The 17,266-nt window shown below is 72.8% G+C and carries 19 protein-coding genes; 10 read left to right on the top strand and 9 right to left on the bottom strand.

The genetic code is table 11. The features are described 5' to 3' along the window. From ACZ6KF_RS06350 to pssA, 4 genes are all read left to right on the top strand, one after another. Entirely contained in the window at window positions 1–513 is a 513-nt protein-coding gene (locus ACZ6KF_RS06350; RefSeq protein ID WP_356627901.1) for a MaoC family dehydratase, read from the top strand. Window positions 514–516: 3 nt separating this feature from the next. Then, a complete protein-coding gene (locus tag ACZ6KF_RS06345; RefSeq protein WP_356627900.1) occupies window positions 517–1,722 on the top strand; it encodes an acyl-CoA dehydrogenase family protein in 1,206 nt (401 codons plus the stop codon). A 172-nt stretch (window positions 1,723–1,894) separates the two neighbouring features. Next, complete coding sequence (locus tag ACZ6KF_RS06340; RefSeq protein WP_356627899.1) at window positions 1,895–2,551, top strand: phosphatidylserine decarboxylase; 657 nt, start codon at window positions 1,895–1,897, stop codon at window positions 2,549–2,551. A gap of 22 nt (window positions 2,552–2,573) precedes the next feature. Next, window positions 2,574–3,392, top strand: coding sequence for a CDP-diacylglycerol--serine O-phosphatidyltransferase (gene pssA, locus ACZ6KF_RS06335; RefSeq protein WP_469237601.1), 819 nt, complete (start codon window positions 2,574–2,576; stop codon window positions 3,390–3,392). Between the two features lie 97 nt (window positions 3,393–3,489). Here pssA and ACZ6KF_RS06330 read toward each other — a convergent pair whose 3' ends face one another. Then, complete coding sequence (locus ACZ6KF_RS06330) at window positions 3,490–4,626, bottom strand: glycerate kinase (protein ID WP_469237599.1); 1,137 nt, start codon at window positions 4,624–4,626, stop codon at window positions 3,490–3,492. Window positions 4,627–4,822: 196 nt separating this feature from the next. On the opposite strand from ACZ6KF_RS06330, the gene ACZ6KF_RS06325 reads away from it, so the two are divergent. Further along, the gene (locus tag ACZ6KF_RS06325; RefSeq protein ID WP_356627898.1) at window positions 4,823–5,314 is read left to right on the top strand and encodes an NUDIX hydrolase; all 492 of its coding nucleotides are present in this window, start codon (window positions 4,823–4,825) and stop codon (window positions 5,312–5,314) included. 67 nt (window positions 5,315–5,381) lie between these two features. On the opposite strand, the gene ACZ6KF_RS06320 is transcribed toward ACZ6KF_RS06325, so the two are convergent. Beyond that, window positions 5,382–5,579: a DUF2191 domain-containing protein gene (locus ACZ6KF_RS06320; RefSeq protein ID WP_356627897.1), complete on the bottom strand. Its 198-nt coding sequence runs from the start codon at window positions 5,577–5,579 to the stop codon at window positions 5,382–5,384. Window positions 5,580–5,658: 79 nt separating this feature from the next. Between ACZ6KF_RS06320 and ACZ6KF_RS06315 the strand changes: the two genes are divergently transcribed. Together ACZ6KF_RS06315 and ACZ6KF_RS06310 are read left to right on the top strand one after the other, a co-directional pair. Further along, window positions 5,659–6,396 carry an SIR2 family NAD-dependent protein deacylase gene (locus ACZ6KF_RS06315; RefSeq protein ID WP_469159886.1) on the top strand — a complete coding sequence of 246 codons (738 nt, stop codon included), beginning with the start codon at window positions 5,659–5,661 and terminating at the stop codon, window positions 6,394–6,396. 98 nt (window positions 6,397–6,494) lie between these two features. Beyond that, the gene (locus tag ACZ6KF_RS06310) at window positions 6,495–7,349 is read left to right on the top strand and encodes an endonuclease/exonuclease/phosphatase family protein (RefSeq protein ID WP_469237500.1); all 855 of its coding nucleotides are present in this window, start codon (window positions 6,495–6,497) and stop codon (window positions 7,347–7,349) included. Window positions 7,350–7,400: 51 nt separating this feature from the next. Here the strand turns inward: ACZ6KF_RS06310 and ACZ6KF_RS06305 are convergent, their stop codons facing one another. The 3 genes from ACZ6KF_RS06305 to ACZ6KF_RS06295 all read right to left on the bottom strand — a co-directional run bounded on the left by ACZ6KF_RS06305 (window position 7,401) and on the right by ACZ6KF_RS06295 (window position 11,786). Continuing rightward, entirely contained in the window at window positions 7,401–7,904 is a 504-nt protein-coding gene (locus ACZ6KF_RS06305; RefSeq protein ID WP_356627894.1) for a methylated-DNA--[protein]-cysteine S-methyltransferase, read from the bottom strand. 35 nt (window positions 7,905–7,939) lie between these two features. Next, a complete protein-coding gene (locus ACZ6KF_RS06300) occupies window positions 7,940–9,421 on the bottom strand; it encodes an AlkA N-terminal domain-containing protein (protein ID WP_469237498.1) in 1,482 nt (493 codons plus the stop codon). A gap of 454 nt (window positions 9,422–9,875) precedes the next feature. After that, window positions 9,876–11,786: a heavy metal translocating P-type ATPase gene (locus ACZ6KF_RS06295; RefSeq protein ID WP_469237496.1), complete on the bottom strand. Its 1,911-nt coding sequence runs from the start codon at window positions 11,784–11,786 to the stop codon at window positions 9,876–9,878. A gap of 67 nt (window positions 11,787–11,853) precedes the next feature. On the opposite strand from ACZ6KF_RS06295, the gene ACZ6KF_RS06290 reads away from it, so the two are divergent. The 3 genes from ACZ6KF_RS06290 (at window position 11,854) to ACZ6KF_RS06280 (ending at window position 14,064) form a co-directional block, all read left to right on the top strand. Beyond that, the gene (locus ACZ6KF_RS06290; RefSeq protein ID WP_356627891.1) at window positions 11,854–12,216 is read left to right on the top strand and encodes an ArsR/SmtB family transcription factor; all 363 of its coding nucleotides are present in this window, start codon (window positions 11,854–11,856) and stop codon (window positions 12,214–12,216) included. 426 nt (window positions 12,217–12,642) lie between these two features. Continuing rightward, complete coding sequence (locus tag ACZ6KF_RS06285) at window positions 12,643–13,125, top strand: hypothetical protein (protein ID WP_469159890.1); 483 nt, start codon at window positions 12,643–12,645, stop codon at window positions 13,123–13,125. 264 nt (window positions 13,126–13,389) lie between these two features. Continuing rightward, window positions 13,390–14,064 carry a CAP domain-containing protein gene (locus ACZ6KF_RS06280; protein WP_469237494.1) on the top strand — a complete coding sequence of 225 codons (675 nt, stop codon included), beginning with the start codon at window positions 13,390–13,392 and terminating at the stop codon, window positions 14,062–14,064. Window positions 14,065–14,103: 39 nt separating this feature from the next. Here the strand turns inward: ACZ6KF_RS06280 and lpdA are convergent, their stop codons facing one another. The 4 genes from lpdA to ACZ6KF_RS06260 form a co-directional block, all read right to left on the bottom strand. Then, a complete protein-coding gene (lpdA, locus tag ACZ6KF_RS06275; RefSeq protein WP_356627888.1) occupies window positions 14,104–15,525 on the bottom strand; it encodes a dihydrolipoyl dehydrogenase in 1,422 nt (473 codons plus the stop codon). Between the two features lie 135 nt (window positions 15,526–15,660). Then, a complete protein-coding gene (locus tag ACZ6KF_RS06270) occupies window positions 15,661–15,942 on the bottom strand; it encodes a DUF6343 family protein (protein WP_469237492.1) in 282 nt (93 codons plus the stop codon). A 35-nt stretch (window positions 15,943–15,977) separates the two neighbouring features. Further along, a complete protein-coding gene (locus ACZ6KF_RS06265) occupies window positions 15,978–16,403 on the bottom strand; it encodes a CBS domain-containing protein (protein WP_469237490.1) in 426 nt (141 codons plus the stop codon). Window positions 16,404–16,426: 23 nt separating this feature from the next. After that, window positions 16,427–17,068 (bottom strand): phosphoribosyltransferase, encoded by a 642-nt coding sequence (locus ACZ6KF_RS06260; protein WP_356627885.1) that lies wholly within the window; start codon window positions 17,066–17,068, stop codon window positions 16,427–16,429. Window positions 17,069–17,266: the final 198 nt, after the last annotated feature.

Genomic DNA, 17,266 nt, shown 5'->3' with positions numbered 1-17,266 from the left:
ATGCAGTTCGGACGCACCTACGAGGAGTTCGAGGTCGGCGCGGTGTACAAGCACTGGCCGGGCAAGACGGTCACCGAGTACGACGACCACCTCTTCTGCCTCCTCACCATGAACCACCACCCGCTCCACCTCGACGCCCACTACGCCGCGGAGACGACGGACTTCGGCAGGAACGTGGTGGTCGGCAACTACGTCTACTCGCTCCTGCTCGGCATGTCCGTCCCGGACGTGTCCGGCAAGGCGATCGCCAACCTGGAGATCGAGTCGCTCAAGCACGTCGCGCCGACCTTCCACGGCGACACGATCTACGGCGAGACGACGGTGCTCGACAAGTGGCCGTCCAAGTCGAAGAACGACCGCGGCATCGTCCACGTCGAGACCAAGGGCTACAAGCAGGACGGCACGCTCGTGTGCGTGTTCCGCCGCAAGGTCATGGTGCCCACCGAGACGTACGTCAAGGAGCGCGGCGGCGAGCAGCCGGGCCGCCCCGAGCCCAAGGAACAGGGGAAGTAAGCGATGGCCCGTCTCGCCCAGACCCACGGCCTCACGGACGTCCAGCAGGAGATCCTGTCCACCGTCCGGGACTTCGTGGACAAGGAGATCATCCCGGTCGCGACCGAGCTGGAGCACCGCGACGAGTACCCGCAGCAGATCGTCGACGGGCTCAAGGAGCTCGGCCTGTTCGGCCTGATGATTCCCGAGGAGTACGGGGGCCTCGGCGAGTCGCTGCTGACCTACGCGCTGTGCGTGGAGGAGATCGCGCGCGGCTGGATGTCGGTGTCCGGCATCATCAACACGCACTTCATCGTGGCGTACATGCTCAAGCAGCACGGCACCCAGGAGCAGAAGGACCACTTCCTGCCGAGGATGGCGGCCGGCGACGTCCGGGGCGCCTTCTCGATGTCGGAGCCGGGCCTCGGCTCGGACGTGTCGGCGATCACGTCGAAGGCGGTGAAGGACGGCGACGAGTACGTCCTCAGCGGCCAGAAGATGTGGCTGACGAACGGCGGCACCTCGTCGCTGGTGGCCGTTCTGGTCCGCAGTGACGAAGGACACCCCGAGGGGACCGCCCCGCACAGGTCGATGACCACCTTCTTGGTCGAGAAGGAGCCCGGCTTCGGCGAGGTCCGCCCCGGCCTGACCATCCCGGGCAAGATCGACAAGATGGGCTACAAGGGCGTCGACACGACCGAGCTCATCATGGACGGCCTGCGGATTCCCGCCGACCGGGTGCTCGGCGGGGTCACCGGCCGCGGCTTCTACCAGATGATGGACGGCGTCGAGGTGGGCCGCGTGAACGTGGCCGCGCGTGGCTGCGGCGTCGCTCAGCGTGCCTTCGAGCTGGGCGTCCAGTACGCCCAGCAGCGTCACACGTTCGGCAAGCCGATCGCCCAGCACCAGGCGATTCAGTTCAAACTGGCCGAGATGGCTACCAAGGTGGAGGCCGCGCATGCCATGATGGTGAATGCGGCTCGCAAAAAGGACTCCGGGGAGCGAAACGACCTGGAGGCCGGGATGGCGAAGTACCTCGCCTCCGAGTACTGCAAGGAGGTCGTGGAGGACGCCTTCCGCATCCACGGAGGCTACGGCTTCTCCAAGGAGTACGAGATCGAGCGCCTCTACCGCGAGGCTCCGATGCTTCTGATCGGTGAAGGTACCGCCGAGATCCAGAAAATGATCATCGGGCGCAGGTTGCTCGAAGAGTATCGATTCCAGGGCTGAATGTCAGGGAACGGGGTGTTTTCTTCGAGAAGAAGATCACACCCCGTAGGCACTCTTCGGAAACCGACTCGGCTTCCCGCCTTACCCAGTTGTGGCTCACAGCCGCTACGATCGCGAGTAAGCCGCCGTCCCCCGTTCCGAAGCGCGGCATCATCCGCTACGAAGGTCATCCATGCCCCACAGCCAAACCTCTGCACCTCGCGACAGCCTCGCCGGCGTACGCCTCGCGCGCGGAGCATCGCCGTGGCTTCTGCCGACCGTCGCCACCGCAGCCCTCAGCCTCGTCCGCGCGCGCCGCTCCGGCGCCGCGAAGGCCGTCGCCGTTCCCGCCACCGCGCTCGCGGCGGGGATGCTGTGGTTCTTCCGCGACCCCGAGCGCGAGATCACCCAGGGCCGGGTCATCTCGCCCGCCGACGGTGTGGTGCAGAGCATCATGCCGTGGAAGGACGGACGCACCCGCGTCGCGATCTTCATGAGCCCGCTGAACGTCCACGTCAACCGCGCCCCGCTGGCCGGCACCGTGACGTCGGTCGAGCACATCCCCGGCGGTTTCGTTCCCGCTTTCAACAAGGAGAGCGAGAACAACGAGCGCGTCGTCTGGCACTTCGACACCGAGCTCGGCGACATCGAGATGATCCAGATCGCCGGTGCCGTGGCCCGCCGCATCGTCCCCTACGTGCCGCAGGGCACCAAGGTCGAGCAGGGCGAGCGCATCGGTCTCATCCGCTTCGGCTCGCGCGTCGACCTGTACCTGCCGGAGGGCGTGGAGGTCGCGGTCGAGGTCGGCCAGAAGACCGTGGCAGGGGTGACCCGAATTGACCGTGACTGATCCGGAGACACGCACCGGCTGGGTGCCGGAGGCCGCGGCGGAGGACGACGAGGAGGAGATGCCCCTCTCGCTCCGCCTGTCGATAGCGGACACGCTGACCCTGGGCAACGCCACCTGCGGCTTCATGGCGGTGTACTTCACCACCACCGGCATCCTGATCCCGCACCTCACCGGCAGCCAGGAGACCGGCATGGCCCGCCACAGCGCGGCCACGGCGGTCATCCTGATGCTCTGCGCGGCGGTCTTCGACCTGTTCGACGGCCTGGTCGCGCGCAAGCTGCGCTCCTCCCCCATGGGCGCCGAGCTGGACAACCTGTCCGACCTGATCAGCTTCGGCCTCGCCCCGGCGTACTTCGTCCTGGTCTACGGCATGGTCGCGGACGACGCGCACCAGCGGGTGGCCGCGGTCGGGGCGATCGTCGTCCTGCTCGCCGTGGTCCTCAGACTGGCGCGGTTCTCCTGCGTGACGGTGAAGGACGGCACGTTCCAGGGCATGCCGAGTCCCTTCGGCGCGCTGACGGTCGTGGCGATCGTGCTGCTGGAGCTGCCGTTCGTGGCGACGCTCCTGGCCATCCTGGGCACCGCGTGGCTGATGGTGAGCCGCGTCGAGTACCCGAAGCCGCGGGGACGGCTGGCCGGGGCGATGCTGTCCTGGATCGTCCTGAGCATGGGCCTGCTGGTGGCGTGGGCCTTCGGCGCCCCCAGCGGCCAGCTCCTGCTCCAGACGGGCTGCGCCCTGCAGCTGGTCATGGGCGCGGTGATCCCCCTGTTCGCCACGGCCCGCCGGGTGAACAACTTCCGCGACAACCGCCGCGAGGCGCGGGCGGCGCAGGCGCCGTAGCCGTAGCGGCCGCGCACCACGGAGTACCACGGAGAGGGCCCCGAACCGGAGATCCGGTTCGGGGCCCTTCGCCGTCCGCCCCCGCGGGGGCGCAGGGTCACACGAGGCAGTCGCGGGCGATGCGCTCCGCCACCCGCTCCAGGATGGGCCCCGCCTCGGCGATGCACGTGGCGACGTCCGGCTCGGCCTCGGTGAGCGGGTAGGCGCGCCGGATGCCGGCCGCCTCCAGCACCGTCGGGTCGAGGGCGAGGCGTCCGCACACGGCGACGACGTCCTTGCCGGCGGCGCGGGCCGCGGCGGCGACGCCGGCCGGGGCCTTGCCGTGCAGGGTCTGCTCGTCGAGGGAGCCCTCGCCGGTGATCACGAGGTCGGCCCGCGCCAGCTCGGGGGCGAAACCGAGGACGTCGAGCGTCACCTCGATGCCGGGGCGGAAGCGGGCGCCGAGGAGCAGCGCGCCGTACCCGATGCCGCCGGCGGCGCCCGCGCCGGGCGAGGCGGCGTATTCGGCGGCGCGCGGCCCGACGGACTCCTCCAGCACCTCGGCGAAGTGCCCGAGGGCCGCGTCGAGGGCGGCGACGTCGTCCGGGGAGGCGCCCTTCTGCGGGCCGTACACCGCGGGGGCGCCCTTCGGACCGGTGAGGGGGTTGTCGACGTCGCTGGCGAGCACGAGGTCGACCCCGGACAGCCTCGGGTCCAGCCCGGACAGGTCGGCGGAGGCCAGCGCGGCCAGCCCGCCGCCTCCCGGCGTCACGGGCTCCCCGTCCGCGGTCAGCAACCGCGCCCCGAGCGCGGACAGCATCCCCGCACCGCCGTCGGTGGTGGCGCTGCCGCCGACGCCGAAGACGATCGTGCGCGCCCCCGCGTCGAGCGCGGCGCGCAGCAGTTCGCCGGAGCCGTACGTGGACGCCGTCAGCGGGGCGAAGACCCCGGCGGGCAGCCGCTGGAGGCCGCTGGCCTCGGCCATCTCCACGACGGCGGTGTCCCCGCGCAGCGCGAAGGCCGCGGTGACCTCGTCCCCGAGGGGCCCGGTGACCCGTGCCACCCGCCGCTCGAACCCGGCGGCGAGGGCGGCGGCCACGGTGCCGTCCCCGCCGTCGGCCACGGGCAGGGCCGTCACGTCGAGGCCGGGCAGCACCCGCCGCAGCCCCGCCGTCACCCGCTCGGCTACCTCTACGGCCGTCAGCGAGCCCTTGAACTTGTCCGCGGCGATGAGCACCCGACGGGCACCGTCCACAGCGTCAGCCACTTCTCATTCCCCTTGCTCTACGGCCCCGCGCACGTCGGCGGGGCCAGTCGCGCCGCAGCGACCTTAACCGCCGCCCGCCCCGGCCGTCATGCCCCTGCCCAGCCCGTGGAACCGACGGGTCGCCGCCGCCCGGCCCCGTGACGGGACGAGCGGCCTCGTCGTCCGGGCTGGTTACCCTTCCGGGGTGACCACTCTCGATTACGCCGCCTACATCGCCGGCCTGCCCCGCGTCCTCGCCGGCGCCGCCGTGCTCTTCCGGGACTCCGAGGGGCGGGTGCTGCTCGTGGAGCCCAACTACCGTCAGGGGTGGGCGCTTCCGGGCGGAACCGTCGAGTCCGACGACGGGGAGTCCCCGCGGCAGGGGGCGCGCCGGGAGACCGCGGAGGAGATCGGCCTCGACCGGGAGCCGGGGCGGCTGCTGGCCGTGGACTGGGTGCCGGGCACGGGCCGGCCGCCGCTGGTGGCGTACCTGTACGACGGCGGCGTCCTCGGCGACGAGGACTTCGGGGCGATCCGTCTCCAGGAGGAGGAACTGCTGTCCTGGCGGCTCGTGCCCCGCGAGGAACTGGCCGAGCGTCTGCCCGGAGCGCTGGGGCGCCGCGTGCTGGCCGCCCTCGACGTGCTCGCCGAGGGCGCGGGAACCGTCGAGCTGGAGAACGGTCACCGGGTGGGCTGACCCGTCGTCGGGGAGCAGCCCGTCGGGCGCCGGCCCGTCGGCCGTCGGCCTGCCGGACGTCGGGCCGTCAGCCCTCTTCCCTGGGTTTGACGTCGATCTCGCGCAGCGCCTCGTCGCGCGCGGCGATCCGCGCCTCGGTGCGGTGCCCCTTCTCGATGTAGTCGCGCAGCACCAGCGACACGGCGTCCTGGGGGTTGCCGACACCCGACAGCACCATGGTCTCCACGACGAGTTCGGCGTCGAGGGACACGTTGACCTTTGCCATGCCGCGGACCCTAGCACCACCGTCCGGCCACCGGATGTCCGTTCGCCGCCCCGCACGGGCACGGCCTACCCTCAGCCGCATGACCAAGCCCCTCGTCGCCGTCCTCAGCGGCGCCGGCATCTCCACCGACTCCGGCATCCCGGACTACCGCGGGCCGGGCGGGGTGTGGCGCAAGGACCCGGAGGCCGAGAAGCTCGTCACGTACGAGTACTACATGGGCGATCCGGAGATCCGGCGCCGTTCCTGGCGGATGCGGCGCGAGACCGGGACGCTGCGCGCCGAGCCGAACGCCGCCCACCGGGCCGTGACGGAGCTGGAGCGGTCGGGCGTGCCGGTGAGGGTGATCACGCAGAACGTCGACGGCCTGCACCAGGCCGCCGGAATGCCCGCCCGCAAGGTGCTCGAACTGCACGGCAGCGCGCGCAGCGTGGTGTGCACCCGGTGCCATGCCCGCGGGCCCATGGAGGACGCCCTCGCCCGGGTCGACGCCGGCGAGGACGATCCGCCCTGCCTGGAGTGCGGGGGCGTCCTGAAGCCCGCGACCGTGATGTTCGGCGAGCGGCTCGACCCCGTCGTCCTCGGCGACGCCCTCGCCATCAGCAAGGCCTGTCAGGTCTTCATCGCCGTCGGCACGAGCCTCCAGGTCCATCCCGCCGCCGGCCTCGCCGGGGTCGCCGTCGACCACGGGGCCCGCCTCGTCATCGTCAACGCCGAGCCCACGCCGTACGACTCGATCGCCGACGAGATCGTGCGGGAACGCATCGGGACGGCGCTGCCCGGGCTGCTGCGGCGGCTGAGCGCAGGGGGCGCGCGGTGAGCGGGCGCCGACGGGGCACCGCGAGCCGGTGAGGCGGGTGCCTCTAACCTCGTGCAGAGGGACGTCGGTCGTCATCGGATATCCACGTCGAGGAGGCGATGGTGCTCGGAAGGGGCATGTGGTTGCTCGTGGGCGCCGTGTTCGTGGCCTGTGTGGTGCTCGTCGGCCCCAGCGCGCCGGGCGGCGCCCGCTTCCCCGGGTCGGCGGCCGGTGAGGCCAGGGACGTGGTGCCGAACCGCGTCATGACGTGGAACCTCTGCAACCCCTGTGAGGTGGGCGCCGCGGAGCAGGCGGCGGAGATCGCCGCGTACGCGCCCGAGGTCATCGGATTCCAGGAAGCGTGCCAGGGCCACGTCGAGAGGATCCGCGACCTTCTGGCGAGGCGCTTCGGGCTGGTCTACCACGTCGAGTACGGGACGGTCCTGCGCAATTGGGGCCGCTGCGGTGGAGTGCCGTGGCGTCCGGGGGCCTACGGCCAGGCGATCCTGTCCGCGGCGCCGATGACCGACCGCGTCAACGTGGAGTATCCCGACGGGGGTTCCGAGGACCGCGGGTACGTGGCGGTCACCACCATGGTGGGCGGCCGGCCCACCCGGGTCTTCAACACGCACCTCGCCGAGCGCCGTCAGGAAGCGGTCCGGGCGGACCAGGTCGGCGTCCTCGCCACCGTCGTCGCCCGGCACGACCGCGCGATCGCCCTCGGCGACTTCAACGCCGTGCCGTACGCCCCCGAACTCGCCGGGATGTGGGCACTGGCCACGGACACGGACCCCCGGTGTCACCCCTCGTCCGGCGGCGCCTGCGCGACGACGACCGACTGGGAGAGCAAGTTCGACTACATCTTCGTGCGCGGCATCGTCCCGCGCGAGCACGGCGTGCATCCCACCCCGCACTCGGACCACCACCTGGTCCGCGCCGACCTGGGTGGTCCGGAGCCGAGCCCGGACTCGTAGGGTCCGGGCTCCTGCGCGTCGGGACCCGTACGCGTCGGGGCTCGCGGGCGCCTAGAACAGCGCCGTACCCCGCTCGAAGTCCAGCAGGCGCTGCTTGCGGGGCAGGCCGCCGCCGTAACCGGTGAGGCCGCCCGTCGCGCCGACGACGCGGTGGCAGGGGACGATGATGCCGATCGGGTTCTTGCCGTTGGCCAGCCCGACGGCGCGGGACGCCCGGGGGTTGCCGAGCGCGGCGGCCAGTTCGCCGTAGGAACGGGTCTCGCCGTAGGGGATGCGGAGAAGCTCCGACCAGACGCCGCGCTGGAACGGCGTGCCGTTCAGGCGGAGTTCGAGGGTGAACTCCTTCAAGTCTCCCGCGAAGTAGGCCTCCAGCTGTTCCTCCGCCTCGGCGAAGGGGGACGCGTCGGGCCTGCCGAAGGACTCCTCCGGGGGGCGGTGGCGCTGGTCGGTCATGTAGAGGCCGCACAGGACGCCGTCCTCGGCGACCAGGGTGAGGGGGCCGTAGGGGCTGTCGATCACCGTGTGCCGCTTGGTCGTCGTGCCGGTCCTGCTCATCGGGTTCCTCTTGCTCGTCCTGTTCATCACGTGCCTTACACCGGGAGGAAGTTGATCGGGTGGTCGTCCGTCGCCCACAGGTACTGGACCGCGTACGCCCGCCAGGGCCGCCACGCCTGTGCCCGCGCCGTCAGGGCCGCCGGGGTCGACGGCAGGCCCAGGTCGCGGGCCGCGCGGCGGATGCCGAGGTCGGTGGGGAGGAAGGCGTCGGGGTCGCCTAGGGCGCGCATGGCGATGACGTCGGCCGTCCAGGGGCCGAAGCCGGGGAGGGCGAGGAGCCGGGCGCGGGTCTCGGGCCAGTCGCTCTCGACGCCCAGGTGCAGGGTGCCGTCGGCCAGTTGCGTGACGAGGGTGGTGAGGGTCGCGCGGCGGGTCCGGGGCATGGCCAGGGCCTCGGGGGCCAGGGACGCCAGCGCCTGCGGTGACGGGAAGAGGTGGGTCAGACCGCCCTCGGGGTCGTCCACCGGGTCGCCGTGCGCGGCGACGAGGCGGGCCGCGTGCGTGCGGGCGGCCGCCGTGGAGACCTGCTGGCCCTGCACCGCCCGTACGGCGAACTCCGCCTCGTCCACCGTGCGCGGGACCCGGCGGCCGGGCGCCTTGTCGACGAGCGGGGCGAGGACGGGGTCGGCGCGCAGCCGGTCGTCCACCGCGACCGGATCGGCGTCGAGGTCGAGCATCCGGCGGCAGCGGCTGATCGCCACCGGCAGGTCGCGCAGGTCGGCGAGGGTGAGGCGGCAGGCGATGTGGTCGGGGCGCGGGGTCAGGGCGGCGATTCCGTGGCCGTGGGGCAGACGGAGGGTGCGGCGGTAGGCGCCGTCGCGCCACTCCTCGACGCCCGGTACCGCGGTGGCCGCGAGGTGGCCGAAGAGGTTGTCGGGGTTGAGGGGGGTGCGGAACGGCAGCCGCAGCAAGAGGGCGCCCGGGGCGGCGCCGGCCCCGGAGCGGGGCGCACGGTCGCGCAGGCCGCTGGGGGTGAGGGCGAAGACCTCGCGGACGGTGTCGTTGAAGGTGCGGATGGAGGAGAAGCCGGCGGCGAACGCGATCCGCGCCATCGGCAGCGTCGTCGTCTCGATCAGCAGGCGGGCGGTCTGGGCGCGCTGGGCGCGGGCCAGGGCGAGCGGTCCCGCGCCCAGTTCGGCGAGGAGCTGGCGTTCGATCTGGCGGGCGCTGTAGCCGAGCCGGGCGGCGAGGCCGGGGACGCCCTCGCGGTCCACGACGCCGTCGGCGATCAGCCGCATGGCGCGGGCGACCAGGTCGGCGCGCCGGTTCCACTCCGGGGAGCCGGGGCTGGTGTCCGGACGGCAGCGCTTGCACGCCCGGAAACCGGCCTGCTGGCAGGCCGCCGCACTGGGGAAGAACGTCATGTTCTCCGGCTTGGGCGGCACGACCGGGCAGCTGGGACGGCAGTAGATGCGGGTGGTCAGGACGGCCGTGAAGAACCAGCCGTCGAACCGCCCGTCCTTCGACTGGACGGCGCGCACGCAGCGCTCGGTGTCGGTGTGCATCGCCCTCTGCATGCGTCCAGCATGGGCGACCGGCGGCCCGTTGGCTGGCGGGAATCCGACATCGTCCTCGCCGGGCCAGCGCGTCCGTGTGCCGCCGCGAGGTCGGTGAACGGTCCACGGCCGACGGCACGCATGCACGGCATCATCGGATCCGCGCGGCGGCCCTTGACCGACTCGCGCGCAGGGCCGCCGGCACGGAGGTGGGGCCGCCGGCACGGAGGTGGGGCCGTCGGCACGAGGGCGGGGCCGCCGCCGGCACGCGGTGGGGCCGTCGGCACGGTGCGGCGCGCCACGCCGACGCCCGTGCCGGGACCCGTGCGGCCCTGCGGACCCCCGGGACCCGTGCGGCCCCGGCGGCACGGCCGGGGCCGCCGGCCGACACGGGCGGGCGGGCCCGTCGACACGGGCGGGGGGACGTCGCCGTCCGTGTCGGCCGGGGCCGCCCGGCCCTGCCGGGCGGCCCGGCTCAGCCCGTGGCCGCGCGCCGCCACGCCGACTCGCGCAGCAGCCGCAGGCCGTTGAGGCCGACCAGGACCGTCGAGCCCTCGTGGCCGGCGACCCCCAGCGGCAGCGGGAGGTGGCCGATCAGGTCCCAGGCGACGAGCACGGTGATGAAGGAACCGGCGATCACCAGGTTCTGGACCACCAGACGCCGGGCGGCGCGGGAGAGCCGTACGGCCGCCGGCACCGCGGTGAGTTCGTCGCGTACGACGACGGCGTCCGCGGTCTCCAGCGCGAGGTCGGAGCCCGCGCGGCCCATGGCGACGCCGGTGTGGGCGGCGGCGAGGGCGGGGGCGTCGTTGACGCCGTCCCCGACGAACAGGACCTTGCGCCCGGCGTCCTGGAGGTCGCGCACGGCCCTGACCTTGTCCTCGGGGAGCAGTTCGGCGCGGACGTCGGTCAGTCCGGTCGCCGTGGCGACCCGGGTCGCGGCGCGCAGGTTGTCTCCGGTGAGCAGGACGGGCGGGGCGCCGGTGACGGCGGTGAGCGCCGCGGTGGCCGCGGGCGCGTCGGAGCGGATCCGGTCGGTGAGGGCGAGGGCGCCGACGGGGACGCCGTCGCGGGAGACCCGGACGGCCGTCTCGTCGCCCTCGGGGGCGTCCGCGCGGCCGACCTCGATCACGTGTCCCCCGACCGCGGCGGTGACCCCGCGGCCGGGCAGCGCCGTGAAGTCCCGGGCGGGCTCCACGGTCAGCCCGCGGGTGCGGGCGGCGGCCACGACCGCGCGGGCCAGCGGGTGCTCGCTCGGGTGCTCGGCCGCAGCGGCCAGCGCCAGCAGCGCGTCCTCGTCGAGCCCGGAGCCCGGCAGCGGGCGTACGGCGGTCACCTCGGGGGCGCCCTCGGTGAGCGTGCCGGTCTTGTCGAGGGCGGCGGTGTCGATCTCGCCGAGGCGTTCCATGGCCACGGCGGACTTGACGAGGACGCCGTGCCGGCCGGCGTTGGCGATGGCGGACAGCAGGGGCGGCATGGTGGCCAGGACGACCGCGCACGGCGAGGCGACGATCATGAAGGTCATGGCCCGCAGCAGGGCGTCGGCCAGTTCCGCGCCGAAGGCGAGGGGAACGGCGAAGACGGCGAGGGTCGCGGCGACCACGCCGACGGAGTAGCGCTGTTCGACCTTCTCGATGAACAGTTGCGTCGGCGCCTTGGTGCGGGACGCCTCCTCCACCAGGGCGACGATCCGGGCGATGACCGAGTCGGCGGGGTCGCGTCCGACGCGCACGCGCAGTGCCCCGGTGCCGTTCAGCGTGCCCGCGAAGACCTCGTCGCCGGGGCTCTTGAGGACGGGCAGGGGTTCGCCGGTGATGGTGGCCTGGTCGACCTCGCCGCTGCCGTCCAGGACCCGGCCGTCGGCGCCGATGCGTTCTCCCGGGCGGACCAGCAGCACGTCGCCGACGGCGAGTTCGGCGGCCGGCACGGTCTCCTCGGCGCCGTCGGGGGTGACCCGGGTCGCGGTGCCCGGGGCGAGGTCGAGCAGGCCGCGCACGGAGTCAGCGGTGCGGGCGGTGGCCAGGGCCTCCAGGGCGCCGGAGGTGGCGAAGATGACGATCAGCAGGGCGCCGTCCAGGACCTGCCCGATGGCCGCCGCGCCCAGTGCCGCGACGATCATCAGCAGGTCGACGTCGAGGGTCTTCTCGCGCAGTGCGCGCAGCCCTTCGAGGGCCGGTTCCCAGCCGCCGGCGACGTAGGCGACGGCGTACAGGGGGCCGTACGCCCAGGCGGGTGCGCCGCCGAGGTCGAGGACGAGGGCCGGCAGGAAGGCCGCCAGGGAGGCGAGCGCCCAGCGGGCCTCGGGCAGGGCGAGGACGCGGGTACGGCGGCGGGGCGGCGCCGGGGTGCGGGCGGGGGACGTGGTGGGAGCGAGAGTCGCGGACACGCGGACACCATACAGGAACACATGAAGACTCGTTCAAGTGTTCATGGGTGATGAGTAGGATGACGCCATGGGTCATGGAGCCGTCACCACCACGCAAGGCGCACCGGAGCGCGTACGCCTCGACGCGGACAACGTCGCCAAGGTGGCCACCACCCTCCAGGCCCTGTCCACCCCGTCCCGGCTGCTGATCCTCGCCCGGCTGCGCGAAGGGCCGCTACCCGCCACGGAGTTGGCCGCCCAGGTCGGCATGGAGCAGTCGGCGTGCTCGCACCAGCTGCGACTGCTGCGCAACCTCGGCCTGGTCGTCGGCGAGCGGCGCGGCCGGTCGGTGGTCTACGCGCTGCACGACCACCACGTCGCCGAACTCCTCGACCAGGCCGTCTACCACGTCGAGCATCTGCGGCTCGGAATCAGCGACGCGACCGAGTAGAGCGGGCCGGCCCAGCGGGCCGAGCGGGCCTCGGACGGACGGAAGACCGCGCCTTCGTCAACCACGCCCCCGCCCGGGAGCCCGAAGTCGCGTCCTGGTGCGAGTGTGGGTGATGACGGACGGGGAAAAACGACCGGTGGGTGGGTTTTTCCGGAACCGGCGAGCAGGCCACCGACCACTTCCAGCCAGAGCTCGATAATTGCTATTATAGGAATTCACCACATGAATTCCGTCAATTGCATTAAATTCACGGCCGCATCCTTCCCGCAGGCCGGTCACCGCATGAACCATTCTTCAGACGCCCGCCCACCCGACCAGAATTCACCCGCCTCCCTCATTCCCTGGATTGGCGCCGGAATTCCCCGGGGATTCCTCGCATTGAGCGTTCCGTTCCGGAGCGCCCCATCGATTCGAGGAGGTCCTCCCGTGGACAAGAACTTCGGCCGCCTGGCCGTCGCTGCCGTTGCGGCCATGCTGCTGGCCGGCGGAACCGCCGCCGGCGCCACTGCGGCCACCGCCGCCCCCACCCAGCACACGCAGGCGGCGGACCTGGAGAACGAGGCCACTCCCCTGGCCGACGCCTCCTTCCCCAAGGGCACCAAGATCTGCAAGAACCAGGCACTGACCTCGGGCAACGGCAGGACCGTGCTGCGCGTGCAGGAGGACGGCAACTTCGTCCTGTACAAGGACGGCCGACCGGTGTGGCAGGCCAAGGACGCCTGGCCGAAGGGCAACTGCGCCGTCTTCCAGGAGGACGGCAACTTCGTCCTGTACGACGCGAACGGCAGGCCGGTGTGGCACTCCAACACCTGGCACAAGGGCGAGCGGCTCGTCGTCCAGGACGACGGCAACGTCGTCATCTACGACGCGAACAACCAGCCGGTGTGGGCCACCGACACCGGGGACTGACCGCCTGACCGCCCCGTCCACGGAGGCGCTCCGCCCGTAGGCCCGGTACGCCCACGGGCGCCGGAGTGCCGCTGCTGAGACGTCGGCAGCGAGCCGGCCGACTGCCGACGCAGGCACGTCCGGGTACCGGAGCGACCCCGGCCGGTACCCGGAGCAGCGGGGGACGAGACGCTCGGCCTCGTCCCCCGCTGCCGTCCCCGCCGCGGTACCGCCGCCGCGCGGGGTACGGCCGGGAACCGCATCCGCACACCCAGAAGGAGGGACATGCCGCACGACGCCGCCCGTCACCGCCGACAGGACCGTGGGCGCCCACGTCCCGTCCGCTCCGCACTGCTGCCCGCTCTGATGACCGCCGCCGCGGTCGCGGTGACCGCCCTGATGGGCACGGCCGCCTCCCACGAACCGCCCGCGCACGGCCCTCGCTCCCCCACCGCCGGCGCCGGGACGCCGCCGCCCCCGGCTCCCCCCGCTCCCTCCGGCGGCACCACGGCGCCACGGCCGGACACCGCCGGCGAGCGAGCCCGGGTCGTCCGCCTGGTCAACACGGTGCGGTCCGAAGCCGACTGCCCCGCCCTCGAACTCCACCCGGGTCTCACCAAGGCCGCCCAGAGACACAGCGCCCATATGGCCCGCACCGGAATTCTCTCCCACGACGGACCCGGCGGGACATCACTGGCGCAGCGCCTCGAAGACGTGCGGTACGACGGGCGGAAGGCGGCGGAAAACATCGCCCGCGATTATCCGGACGCCGAGAGCGCCGTCGCCGCCTGGATGAAAAGCAGGCCGCACCGGCACAATATTCTCTCCTGCGCATTCCGGGAGATCGGCGTGGGAATCACGGCAGATGATTCCGGCGGCAATTCCGGTGGAGATTCCGGCTACGGCTCCGGCCACGGATCCGGTCTCTGGTGGACCCAGATCATGGGCGCCCCGCGCTGAGGCGCGACAGTCGCCTCAGCCGCTTCCGTTGCCGGGCGCTCACATATTGATCATGTGACCGGCCAGCCCGTGCACCGCTTCCTTGACGGCCTCGCCCAGCGTCGGGTGGGCGTGGACGTTGCGGGCGACCTCGTGGACGGTGAGGTCCCACTGCTGGGCGAGCGTCAGCTCGGGCAGCAGCTCGGTGACGTCGGGACCGATGAGGTGGCCGCCGAGCAGCTCGCCGTACCGGGTGTCGCTGATCAGCTTCACGAACCCGGTGGCGTCGCCGAGACCGTGCGCCTTGCCGTTGGCGGTGAACGGGAACTTGACGACCTTCACGTCGTGGCCCCGCTCGCGGGCCTGGGCCTCGGTGTAGCCGAAGCTCGCGATCTGCGGCCGGCAGTACGTGGCGCGCGGGATCATCGCGTAGTCGAGCTCCATGGTCTCGGCGTCCGCGAGGGTTTCGGCGGCGACCACGCCCATCGCCTCGGCGGCGTGGGCGAGCATCAGCTTGGCGGTGACGTCGCCGATGGCGTAGATGTGCGGCACGGAGGTGCGGCAGCGGCCGTCGACGTCGATCGCGCCGCGCTCGGTGACGCGGACGCCGGTGTTCTCCAGGCCGTAGCCGGTGACGTTCGGTGCGAACCCGATCGCCTGGAGCACCTTGTCGGCCTCCAGCACCTGCTGCGAGCCGTCCTTGCCGGTGACCGTGACCCGCACCCGCGGCCCCGACTCGTCGATCGACTCGACCCGGGTGGAAGTGAGCACGTCGATGCCGAGACGCCGGTACTGCTTGGCCAGTTCGGCCGAGACCTCGGCGTCCTCCAGCGGGGCCATCCGGTCCAGGAACTCGACGATCGTGACCTTGACGCCGTAGTTGTGCAGCACGTAGGCGAACTCGATGCCGATCGCGCCCGCGCCCGCGATGACGATCGACTGCGGCAGGTCATCGGCCAGGATCTGCTCCTCGTAGGTCACCACGCGCGCGCTGCGCTTGGTGCCGGGCAGCAGCTTCGGGGTGGCGCCGGTGGCGATGACGCAGTGCTCGAAGCCGATGGTGCGCGTCTCGCCGTCGTAGCCGGTGACCTGGAGGGTGTGCGGGTCGAGGAAGGCGCCGCGGCCGTCGTACTCCGTGATCCCGTTCTTCTTCATCAGGTAGTGGACGCCCTTGACCCGGCCGTCGGCGACCTTGCGGCTGCGCCGGAAGGCCTCGCCGTAGTCGAAGGAGATCTGCCCGTCCACCTTGATGCCGAAGGTCTTGGCCTCGCGGGTGACGATGTGCGCCAGCTCGGCGTTGCGCAGCAGGGCCTTGGTGGGGATGCAGCCGACGTTCAGACAGACGCCGCCCCAGTACTTCTCCTCGACGACGGCGACGCGTTTGCCCAGCTGGGCGGCGCGGATGGCGGCGACATAGCCGCCCGGGCCCGCGCCCAGGACCACGACGTCGAAGCGCTCGTCCAGCTCGACCTGCTCGGCCATGCGAAGGTCCCTTCCGGTGTGACGTCCGGTGCGGTGAAGACCGGGGTGCGCGGTGCGCCGGGGCCGGCACACGGTGCACGGGAATTCTTCCGCTCCGCGCCGGCCCCCGCCACACTGATCGCCATGACGCCGGTCTCAGCGACCGCCGCCGGCTCCCCGCTCCGCCCGCTCCTGCCGCATCCGGCGGCGTACGACGAGCGCGTCGACGGCCGCCACCACGGCGAGGGCGCCGCAGGCGACGGCGAGGCCGGTGAGCACGCCGGAGCCCGGGGTGTCGCCGGCGGAGGAGTCGGCGGCCCAGAGGCCGAACAGCACGGCCGCCGCGACGAAAACGGGCAGGAAGACGCCGGTCAGCAGGGCGCGCAGACGCAGCGCGCTGCGTGCGGTGCGCGGCTCGGTTCCGGTGCGTTGGACCACGGTCCGTGTCTCCCCTCGACGGGCGCCGTGCCGCTTCAGTGGTTCGGGACGGCCCGGCTGATGTCGGCCAGGGCGGAGTTCGGGGTCTCGATGGCGGCGAGGTCGCCGAGGCTGACCATGCCGACCGGGCAGCCGCCCCGCTCCACGACGGGCAGTCTGCGCACCGCGTGCCGGCGCATGAGCTGAACGGCGTAGTCGGTGGTGTCCTCGGGGACGAGGGTGGCCACGGGCGGGCGGGTGCACAGGGAGCCGACCCTGGTGGTGTTCGGGTCGCGGCCCTCGGCGACGGCCCGTACCGCGATGTCGCGGTCGGTGAGGACGCCGAACAGGTCGCAGTCGTACGCCACCAGGACGTCGCCGATGTCCCGCTCCCGCATGATGCGGGCGGCCCGCGCGACGGAGGTCATCGGCTCCACCGTGGCCGCGCCGGGCGACATCACGTCACGTACATGCCTGGTCATGGAATCTCCTGGAGCTGGGAAGGTCAGCCGCCGTGCAGGGCGTCCAGCACTTCTTCGTCGGTCACCTGGTCGAAGTCGTCGTACCAGAGGCCCACCGCGTGGAACGGGCTCGGCCGGGACAGGCACACCACGTCGTCCGCCTCGGCGCGCAGCAGGTCGGACGCCTCGTGCGAGCAGACCGGCGCGGCGACGACGACCCGCTCCGGTTCCTGACGGCGCACGGCCCGCACGGCGGCGCGCGCGGTGGCGCCGGTGGCCAGCCCGTCGTCGACCAGGATCGCGGTGCGTCCGCGCAGGTCGGGCGCTGGTCGGTCCTCGCGGTAGCGGTGTTCCCGGCGGTGCAGTTCGGTGCGCTCGCGCTCCACCACCGGGGCGAGTTCCTCCTCGTCCAGGCCGAGCTGCGCCAGGGCGCGGGCGTCGAACAGCGGCGGCCCGTCGCCCGCGATGGCGCCGACGCCGTACTCCTCGTGGAGGGGCGCGCCGATCTTGCGGACGACCAGCACGTCGAGCGGGGCGCCGAGCGCGCGGGCGACCTCGCGGGCCACCGTGACACCGCCCCGGGGCAGGGCGAGCACCACCGGGTCCGGCAGCGTCCCCTTCTCCTGCAGGATGCGCAGGTGCTCGGCCAGTTCACGGCCGGCATGGGCCCGGTCACGGAAACGCATGGCTGCTGCCCCTTTCCACGTCGGCGCCCACCGCTGGTGCGCCGTGCACCGGGTTTCCCCCGTGCCGTGTCCGACACGTGCCCGTTCGAGGGACCTGTTCGGTCATGCGTCCGAGGGCGGGGGTGCGCAGTACGCCGTCCGGGACGGGAGGGGTGGGCGCGGCGTCGGAACTCGCGGCCGGGAGGTTCGCCAGTGGGG

This window comes from Streptomyces sp. NPDC046379 (assembly GCF_055587785.1).
The sequence above is the reverse complement of the archived record's forward strand: the minus strand, read 5'-3'. Positions and strand labels throughout refer to the sequence as shown.

Bases quoted from the DNA above. Each gene is read 5' to 3' on its own strand.
- ACZ6KF_RS06350 (WP_356627901.1), top strand. From the start codon at position 1: ATGCAGTTCGGACGCACCTACGAGGAGTTCGAGGTCGGCGCGGTGTAC.
- ACZ6KF_RS06345 (WP_356627900.1), top strand. From the start codon at position 517: ATGGCCCGTCTCGCCCAGACCCACGGCCTCACGGACGTCCAGCAGGAG.
- ACZ6KF_RS06340 (WP_356627899.1), top strand. From the start codon at position 1,895: ATGCCCCACAGCCAAACCTCTGCACCTCGCGACAGCCTCGCCGGCGTA.
- ACZ6KF_RS06320 (WP_356627897.1), bottom strand. From the start codon at position 5,579: ATGGCAAAGGTCAACGTGTCCCTCGACGCCGAACTCGTCGTGGAGACC.
- ACZ6KF_RS06315 (WP_469159886.1), top strand. From the start codon at position 5,659: ATGACCAAGCCCCTCGTCGCCGTCCTCAGCGGCGCCGGCATCTCCACC.
- ACZ6KF_RS06310 (WP_469237500.1), top strand. From the start codon at position 6,495: ATGGTGCTCGGAAGGGGCATGTGGTTGCTCGTGGGCGCCGTGTTCGTG.
- ACZ6KF_RS06305 (WP_356627894.1), bottom strand. From the start codon at position 7,904: ATGAGCAGGACCGGCACGACGACCAAGCGGCACACGGTGATCGACAGC.
- ACZ6KF_RS06300 (WP_469237498.1), bottom strand. From the start codon at position 9,421: ATGCAGAGGGCGATGCACACCGACACCGAGCGCTGCGTGCGCGCCGTC.
- ACZ6KF_RS06290 (WP_356627891.1), top strand. From the start codon at position 11,854: ATGGGTCATGGAGCCGTCACCACCACGCAAGGCGCACCGGAGCGCGTA.
- ACZ6KF_RS06280 (WP_469237494.1), top strand. From the start codon at position 13,390: ATGCCGCACGACGCCGCCCGTCACCGCCGACAGGACCGTGGGCGCCCA.
- lpdA (WP_356627888.1), bottom strand. From the start codon at position 15,525: ATGGCCGAGCAGGTCGAGCTGGACGAGCGCTTCGACGTCGTGGTCCTG.
- ACZ6KF_RS06265 (WP_469237490.1), bottom strand. From the start codon at position 16,403: ATGACCAGGCATGTACGTGACGTGATGTCGCCCGGCGCGGCCACGGTG.
- ACZ6KF_RS06260 (WP_356627885.1), bottom strand. From the start codon at position 17,068: ATGCGTTTCCGTGACCGGGCCCATGCCGGCCGTGAACTGGCCGAGCAC.